The sequence below is a fragment of the Ectothiorhodospira shaposhnikovii genome (genome assembly GCF_016584105.1).
Classification (GTDB): domain Bacteria; phylum Pseudomonadota; class Gammaproteobacteria; order Ectothiorhodospirales; family Ectothiorhodospiraceae; genus Ectothiorhodospira; species Ectothiorhodospira shaposhnikovii.
In genome coordinates this window covers 1-609 of the sequence record NZ_NRSM01000097.1, presented here as the reverse complement: position 1 = coordinate 609, position 609 = coordinate 1, and the positions used below count along the sequence as shown (strand labels likewise).

The window sequence follows — 609 nt, the reverse complement described above, 5'->3', positions numbered from 1 at the left end:
AAAGACCGCGTTCGGCGAGGAGCTTCACCAGGAAGGTGGGGGTAGCGCTTTCGAACCAGTAAGGCCGAAACTCCCGCTCCTGGAACAGCAACAGGACGTCAAAGGGGTTGTAGACCGAGGGCAACCGCTCATCTCCCCAGCGATAACCGTTGTACCAATGGCGGATCTGGTCCCGATCCAGGCCCGGCAATTCTGCGGCGAAGACGGTATCGATGTCCTCGTCGGTGTAGCCGCAGATGGCGCCGTAATCCCGGGAGAGGGTGATGTCACGGAGGTTGTTCAGTCCGGAGAACAAACTGACCTTGCTGAACTTGGACACGCCGGTGAGCAGGCAGAACTTCAGGTGGGGATCGGCGTCCTTGAGGACGGAATAGAGGTTTTTCAGCCCTTCCCGTAGCTCCCTCGCCACTTCTGCACCGGTGATGTTGTCCAGGATGGGCTTGTCGTATTCGTCGATCAGGACCACCACCCGCTGGCCGTGCTGATGATGGGCGCGGCGGATCAGTTCTCCGAATCGTCCGGCAATGCTTCGATTTTCCAGAGTGACCTGTAATCTTTCGGCTTGCTGAGAGAGCATTTCCTCGATGCGTTCATCCAGCTGCCGCCGGT

At 58.6% G+C, this 609-nt stretch carries 1 protein-coding gene; it reads right to left on the bottom strand.

Translation table 11 applies throughout. From position 1 onward, the window contains the following. Positions 1-609 (bottom strand): AAA family ATPase (locus CKO35_RS17560; protein ID WP_200177398.1); only part of this gene is annotated, 609 nt, incomplete at both ends.